The following is a 1,512-nucleotide window of genomic DNA, read 5'->3' as shown; positions in this document are numbered from 1 at the left end:
AGCTGACGGGGCTTCTGTTTAAGAGCTTGACGATGACCTACTCTCACATGGGGAGACCCCACACTACCATCGGCGATGCTGCGTTTCACTTCTGAGTTCGGAAAGGATTCAGGTGGTTCCACAGCTCTATGGTCGTCAAGCAAACTGGCTTGGTGTCTGTTGTCTGATGCTCTCACGCTTGTGGGCGGCAACATTCACCAAATAGGGTTGGATACATGAGTCTCTTTTGTGTTTCCTTAAGGATTCACGACAGAGTTTATTGAGATTCTCTTGCGAACGGCGGTTGCCTGTTCGTGTTCGTTTCTGCTGTTTTCTTCAGCAGTTGGCTTGTTACAACAACCAGTTTGGGTGTTATATGGTCAAGCCTCACGGGCAATTAGTATCAGTTAGCTCAACGCCTCACAACGCTTACACACCTGACCTATCAACCTGGTGGTCTTCCAGGGCCCTACAGGGAACTCGAAGTTCCAGTGAGATCTCATCTTGAAGGAGGCTTCACGCTTAGATGCTTTCAGCGTTTATCCCGTCCGAACATAGCTACCCGGCAATGCCACTGGCGTGACAACCGGAACACCAGAGGTTCGTTCACTCCGGTCCTCTCGTACTAGGAGCAACTCTTCTCAAATCTCAAACGCCCACGGCAGATAGGGACCGAACTGTCTCACGACGTTCTAAACCCAGCTCGCGTACCACTTTAAATGGCGAACAGCCATACCCTTGGGACCGGCTTCAGCCCCAGGATGTGATGAGCCGACATCGAGGTGCCAAACACCGCCGTCGATGTGAACTCTTGGGCGGTATCAGCCTGTTATCCCCGGAGTACCTTTTATCCGTTGAGCGATGGCCCTTCCATACAGAACCACCGGATCACTATGACCTACTTTCGTACCTGCTCGACGTGTCTGTCTCGCAGTTAAGCCGGCTTGTGCCATTACACTAACCTCCTGATGTCCGACCAGGATTAGCCGACCTTCGTGCTCCTCCGTTACGCTTTTGGAGGAGACCGCCCCAGTCAAACTACCCACCACACAGTGTCCTCGATCCGGATAACGGACCTGAGTTAGAACCCCAAATTGACCAGGCTGGTATTTCAAGATTGGCTCCATCAGAACTGGCGTCCTGACTTCAAAGCCTCCCAGCTATCCTACACAAGCCAATTCAAAGTTCACTGTGAAGCTATAGTAAAGGTTCACGGGGTCTTTCCGTCTAGCCGCGGGAATACGGCATCTTAACCGCAAATTCAATTTCACTGAGTCTCGGGTGGAGACAGTGTGACCATCATTACGCCATTCGTGCAGGTCGGAACTTACCCGACAAGGAATTTCGCTACCTTAGGACCGTTATAGTTACGGCCGCCGTTTACCGGGGCTTCGATCAAGAGCTTCTCCGAAGATAACCCCATCAATTAACCTTCCGGCACCGGGCAGGCGTCACACCCTATACGTCCACTTTCGTGTTTGCAGAGTGCTGTGTTTTTAATAAACAGTTGCAGCCACCTGGTATCTTCGACCG

2 rRNA genes are annotated in these 1,512 nt (G+C 51.6%); both read right to left on the bottom strand.

The window, feature by feature from the left end:
* Positions 1-24: 24 nt before the first annotated feature.
* Positions 25-140, bottom strand: a 5S ribosomal RNA gene (gene rrf, locus K6123_RS23050).
* 215 nt (positions 141-355) lie between these two features.
* Positions 356-1,512: ribosomal RNA gene (locus K6123_RS23045) — 23S ribosomal RNA — on the bottom strand; the annotation flags it as partial.

The organism is Oceanobacter mangrovi, assembly GCF_019740315.1.
Lineage (GTDB): Bacteria > Pseudomonadota > Gammaproteobacteria > Pseudomonadales > Oceanobacteraceae > Oceanobacter > Oceanobacter mangrovi.
The sequence above is the reverse complement of the archived record's forward strand: the minus strand, read 5'-3'. Positions and strand labels throughout refer to the sequence as shown.